Consider the following 5,553-nt stretch of genomic DNA (forward strand, 5'->3'; position numbering starts at 1 on the left):
CTGGAGTTCCTGGCCGCGGGCGCCTGCGCCGTCTCGGTCGGCACCACGCTGCTGCACGACCCGTCGGCCCCCGCCCGGATCCTCAAGGAGCTGGAGGAGGCCATGGCGGCCCGCGGTCTCGGCCGGGTCGCCGACGCGGTCGGGCTGGCGCACAAGCCCGCGGGGTACGTCCCGCCGCAGATCGTCCGCAGCGAGCCTGAGGACGTCGTCGAAGCCCTGTGATCGAAGGAGCAGAAGTGAGCACCGCCCCCGTCGCCGTCGCGCTGGACGCACCCGACCTGGAGACCGCGGCCCGCTGGGCGTCGCAGGTCGCCCCGCACGTCAGCACGTTGAAGGTCGGGCTCGAGCTGTATCTGCGGTACGGGCCGGAGGCGGTCGAGGCGGTGCGGGGCGGCGCTCCGCACGCGCGGGTCTTCCTCGACCTGAAGCTGCACGACATCCCCAACACGGTCGCGGGCGCGGCCCGTTCGGTGGAGCGTCTGGCCCCCGACTATCTGACGGTCCACGCCCAGGGCGGCACCGACATGATCAAAGCGGCCGTCGCGGCGCTTCCGCAGACGAAGATCACCGCTGTGACGGTTCTCACCTCGCTGGGCGAGCCCGATCTGGCCGCGACCGGCCTCGCGGGACCGGCTTCGGAGGCAGTCCGGCGGCTGGCGGCCCTCGCGGTCGGGGCGGGGGCGCGCGCGCTCGTCTGTTCGCCGCAGGAGGTCGCCGCGGTCCGCGCGGAAGTGGGTTCCGGAATCGAACTGGTCACCCCCGGAGTCCGACCGAAAGGCGCAAAAGCGGACGACCAGACACGAATTTCTACACCGGAAGAAGCGCTCGCCGCGGGCGCCGATCTGCTCGTGATCGGACGCCCGATCACGGCCGCCGAGGACCCCGCCGCGGCCGCCGCGGCCATCGCGGCGGCCCTGCGGCACGGCGCCTGAGAACGTGCAGGCAGCCGGGGTTCAGGGCCGTTTTGCTAGACGTAACGTAGTGGATTGATTACAAGATGTGAATTTCACCAATTTCTGGCGGTATAAAGTGCCCATCACGTTGCTTTATAGGGGGGAAAGTCGCTAGTTTCCGGGGCGTCCGATCCCGTCGAGTGGAATCACGAGGTGACCCGGCGTGGCTCTTCCGCCCCTAACCCCCGAACAGCGTGCCGCGGCCCTGGAAAAGGCTGCCCAGGCCCGCCGTGAGCGCGCGGAGGTCAAGAACAAGCTCAAGCACGGCGGTACCTCACTCCCTGAGGTCCTGAAAGCGGGTCAGTCCGACGACATCGTCGGAAAGATGAAGGTCTCCGCCCTTCTGGAATCGCTTCCCGGCGTGGGCAAGGTGCGTGCCAAGCAGATCATGGAGCGCCTCGGCATCGCCGAGTCCCGCCGCGTGCGGGGCCTGGGAGCCAACCAGCGCGCCTCTCTTGAGCGCGAGTTCGGCGGCAAGTAAGAAGCCGCCTTCGGCCGTCCCCCCGGTCGAGTCCGGGCTCGGGGGGAGGGCCGAACATGGGCCGTCCAGGTGTGGTAGATATCGAGGCGATGGACACCAACGTTTTCCCCGTACGTCGCCTCACCGTTCTCTCCGGTCCCTCAGGGGTCGGTAAGAGCACCGTTGTCGCGGAACTCCGCAAGTCGCACCCCGAGGTGTGGCTGTCGGTTTCGGCGACGACGCGCAAACCCCGCCCGGGGGAGAAGGACGGCGTCGAGTACTTCTTCGTCGAACGATCCGACTTCCAGCGGATGGTCGCCGACGGGGAACTGCTCGAATGGGCCGAGTTCGCGGGCAACCTGTACGGCACGCCCCGCGCGGCCGTCGAGGCGAAGCTCGCGGCCGGAGTGCCCACCCTGCTGGAGATCGACCTCCAGGGCGCCGAGCAGGTCCGCGCGACCGCCCCGGACGCGCTGCTGGTCTTCCTCGCCCCCCCGACCTGGGACGAGCTGGTGCGCCGCCTCACCGGCCGCGGCACCGAGCCGCCCGAGGTGATCGCCCGCCGGCTCCAGGAGGGCGAGCGTGAGATGGCCACCCGGCACACCCCCGGGCTGTTCGACGTCGAGATCGTCAACGAGTCGGTCGAGAGCGTCTGCAAGCAGCTCGTGGATCTGATGGGTGCGCGCAACGCCGACACTTGACAAGTGGTAGGCTCCTATGCTGACCTGCGGATCCTGTATCCGCTCCAAGATCCACCGAAAGGCTACGGCGTGGCAGCCAACAGCGAAGGCATCACCAACCCGTCGATCGACGAGCTGCTCGAGGTCGTCGACACCAAGTACGGCCTGGTGAGCATCGCGGCCAAGCGGGCCCGGCAGATCAACGCCTACTACGCGCAGCTCGGCGAGGGCCTGCTGGAGTACGTCGGGCCGCTGGTCGAGACCCAGGTTCAGGAGAAGCCGCTCTCCATCGCCCTGCGCGAGGTGCGCGAGGGTCTTCTGCACACCGAGCCCATCGAGGCCTAAGCGCTTGTCCGCTGACAAGCCGTCGGTGGTCCTCGGCGTAGGCGCCGGGATCGCCGGTTACAAAGTGTGCGAGCTGCTGCGGCGGCTCACCGAGTCCGGGCACGCGGTCCGGGTCGTCCCCACACGCGACGCCTTGCGTTTCGTGGGGGAGCCGACCTGGGCGGCGCTGTCCGGACAGCCCGTTTCCACCGAGGTGTGGGACTCGGTCAGCGAGGTCCCGCACGTGCGGATCGGGCAGCACGCCGATCTGGTGTTCGTCGCGCCCGCCACCGCCGACCTGCTGGCCAAGGCAGCCCACGGTCTGGCCGACGACCTGCTGACCAACACCCTGCTGACCGCCAGGTGTCCCGTGGTGTTCGCGCCCGCGATGCACACCGAGATGTGGGAGCACCCCGCCACCCAGGCGAACGTCGCGACGCTCAGGGCGCGCGGCGCGATCGTCGTCGAACCGGCGTCGGGGCGGCTGACCGGCCAGGACACCGGCAAGGGCCGGCTGCCGGATCCGGCCGAGCTGTTCGAGGTCGCGCGGCGTGTGCTGGCCGGAACCCCCAACGATCTGGCCGGACGCCATGTGGTGGTCTCGGCGGGCGGCACCCGCGAGCCGATCGACCCGGTCCGGTTCATCGGCAACCGGTCGTCCGGGCTCCAGGGGTACGCCCTCGCCAAGGTCGCCGCCGCGCGCGGCGCCAAGGTCACGCTGGTGGCCGCGAACACCGCGCTGCCGGATCCGGCCGGGGTGTCGGTGGTGCGGGTCGGTTCGGCGCTGGAGATGCGGGAGGCCGTCAAGGCGGCGGCCGCTTCGGCGGACGTCGTGGTGATGGCCGCGGCCGTCGCGGACTTCCGGCCCGTCTCGGCCGCGACCGGGAAGATCAAAAAGACGGAAGATTCGGATACTTTGCCTATCGAATTGGTGAAGAATCCGGATATCCTGGCGGAGCTGGTCCTCGAACGCGTCCCGGGACAGGTCATCGTCGGCTTCGCCGCCGAGACCGATCATGTCCTGGAGCACGGGCGGGCGAAGCTGGCGCGGAAGGGCTGCGACCTCCTGGTGGTCAACCAGGTGGGCGAGAACCTGACCTTCGGCGCCCCGGACAACGCCGGTGTGATCTTGGCCGCATCCGGTACCGAACGGGAGATTCCGCGCGGTACCAAGGAAGAACTGGCCATCGCCGTATGGGACTCAGCGGCCACGCTTCTTGCGTGACCTGCTCTCTTCCTGCTTGGGTCCGTACCACTAGACTGCCGTCGCCCGCCGGGCAATGATCCGATGGGCCGACATAAACCGCCTGCGAGTCAGCAGCCGCTGCAAGGAGTTCACGTAGTGTCGCGACGCCTGTTCACGTCCGAATCGGTCACCGAGGGCCATCCGGACAAGATCGCGGACCAGATTTCCGACGCGATCCTCGACGCCATGCTGAAGGACGACCCCAAGTCCCGGGTCGCCGTCGAGACCATGATCACTACCGGTCAGGTCCATGTGGCCGGCGAGGTCACCACCGATACCTACGTGGACATCCCGGGCGTCATCCGGGAGAAGATCCTCGAGATCGGCTACGACTCGTCCGCGAAGGGCTTCGACGGCCACTCCTGTGGCGTGTCGGTGTCCATCGGCGCGCAGTCGCCCGACATCGCCCAGGGCGTCGACGACGCCTATGAGACCCGCGAGGGCGAGGGTCAGGACGAGCTCGACCGCCAGGGCGCCGGCGACCAGGGCCTGATGTTCGGGTACGCCACCAACGAGACCCCGAACCTCATGCCGCTGCCGATCACCATCGCGCACCGGCTGTCGCAGCGCCTGTCGCAGGTCCGCAAGGACGGCACCGTGCCGTACCTGCGCCCCGACGGCAAGACCCAGGTCACCATCGAGTACGACGGCGCCAAGGCCGTCCGCCTCGACACCGTGGTCGTCTCCACCCAGCACGCTCCCGACATCTCGCTCAAGGAGCTGCTGACCCCGGACATCAAGGAACACGTCGTGGACGTGGTCCTCGCCGAGTTCAAGGACGTCATCGACATCTCCGGCTACCGGCTGCTGGTCAACCCGACCGGGCGCTTCGAGATCGGCGGCCCGATGGGCGACGCCGGCCTCACCGGCCGCAAGATCATCGTCGACACCTACGGCGGCATGGCCCGCCACGGCGGCGGCGCGTTCTCCGGCAAGGACCCGTCCAAGGTCGACCGGTCCGCCGCGTACGCGATGCGCTGGGTCGCCAAGAACATCGTCGCGGCCGGCCTCGCCGACCGCGCCGAGGTCCAGGTCGCCTACGCGATCGGCAAGGCGCAGCCCGTCGGCGTCTTCGTCGAGACCTTCGGCACCGAGAAGGTCGACGTCGCCAAGATCTCCGAGGCGGTGCTGACGGTCTTCGACCTGCGGCCCGCCGCGATCGTCCGCGACCTCGACCTGCTCCGCCCGATCTACTCCCAGACCGCCGCCTACGGCCACTTCGGCCGCGAGGTCCCGGACTTCTCCTGGGAGCGCACCGACCGCGCCGACGCCCTCCGCGCCGCCGCCGGTCTCTAGCACGATCCGAACGGCCCGCACCCGCGTGGTGCGGGCCGTTCTGTATGTCCGGACCGTCCGGGTAGCGGCCTGTGGACGAAGGCCGGGGACGTCCGGCGCGGATGATAGGTGTGGGGGATGGACGAGGACGGGCTGATCCCGGGGCTGGAAGGCCTCACGGGAGCGAAGAAGGCGCAGCCGGTCCGCAAACCCGCCAAGGGGGTGCAGGACCGGGCGCCCGAGCTGCCGGTGGCGCGGGTCGCGGTCGAGATGTCGCTGCCGCATCTGGACCGCACCTTCGACTATCTGGTGCCCGCGAAACTGCACGAGCAGGCCGTCCCCGGCTGCCGGGTCCGGGTGCGGTTCGCCGGCAAGCTGATGGACGGCTTCCTGCTGGAACGCCTCGACGACTCCGACCACGAAGGCAGGCTCGCGTTCCTGGAACGCGTCGTGTCGCCCGAGCCCGTCCTCACCCCGGAGATCGCGGCCCTCGCCCGTGAGGTCGCCGACCGCTACGCCGGAACCTTCGCCGACGTCCTGCGCCTGGCCGTCCCCCCGCGCCACGCCCGAGCCGAAGCGAAACCCGCCGCCGCCCCCCCTCCCTTCCCCTCCACC

Annotated in this window: 7 protein-coding genes and 1 pseudogene; all 8 read left to right on the forward strand. The window is 69.6% G+C overall.

Features of this window, described 5'->3' with window-relative positions:
• Positions 1-222 (forward strand): annotated as a pseudogene (locus tag ACYVE7_RS28125) (dihydroorotate dehydrogenase); the annotation flags it as partial.
• Positions 223-236: 14 nt separating this feature from the next.
• Positions 237-932 carry an orotidine-5'-phosphate decarboxylase gene (gene pyrF / locus ACYVE7_RS28130; RefSeq protein WP_460368774.1) on the forward strand — a complete coding sequence of 232 codons (696 nt, stop codon included), beginning with the start codon at positions 237-239 and terminating at the stop codon, positions 930-932.
• A 184-nt stretch (positions 933-1,116) separates the two neighbouring features.
• Positions 1,117-1,434 carry an integration host factor, actinobacterial type gene (gene mihF, locus ACYVE7_RS28135; RefSeq protein ID WP_460368776.1) on the forward strand — a complete coding sequence of 106 codons (318 nt, stop codon included), beginning with the start codon at positions 1,117-1,119 and terminating at the stop codon, positions 1,432-1,434.
• Positions 1,435-1,523: 89 nt separating this feature from the next.
• Positions 1,524-2,114, forward strand: a complete 591-nt coding sequence (gene gmk, locus ACYVE7_RS28140; RefSeq protein ID WP_460368777.1) for a guanylate kinase — start codon at positions 1,524-1,526, stop codon at positions 2,112-2,114.
• A 69-nt stretch (positions 2,115-2,183) separates the two neighbouring features.
• Positions 2,184-2,438, forward strand: coding sequence for a DNA-directed RNA polymerase subunit omega (rpoZ, locus tag ACYVE7_RS28145; protein ID WP_230616361.1), 255 nt, complete (start codon positions 2,184-2,186; stop codon positions 2,436-2,438).
• Between the two features lie 25 nt (positions 2,439-2,463).
• Entirely contained in the window at positions 2,464-3,642 is a 1,179-nt protein-coding gene (gene coaBC, locus ACYVE7_RS28150) for a bifunctional phosphopantothenoylcysteine decarboxylase/phosphopantothenate--cysteine ligase CoaBC (RefSeq protein WP_460368783.1), read from the forward strand.
• A 117-nt stretch (positions 3,643-3,759) separates the two neighbouring features.
• Complete coding sequence (gene metK / locus ACYVE7_RS28155; RefSeq protein WP_460368779.1) at positions 3,760-4,959, forward strand: methionine adenosyltransferase; 1,200 nt, start codon at positions 3,760-3,762, stop codon at positions 4,957-4,959.
• A 117-nt stretch (positions 4,960-5,076) separates the two neighbouring features.
• The coding region (locus ACYVE7_RS28160; protein ID WP_460368781.1) for a primosomal protein N' family DNA-binding protein at positions 5,077-5,553 on the forward strand (477 nt) is incomplete at its 3' end.

It is taken from the genome of Actinocorallia lasiicapitis, from assembly GCF_054778695.1.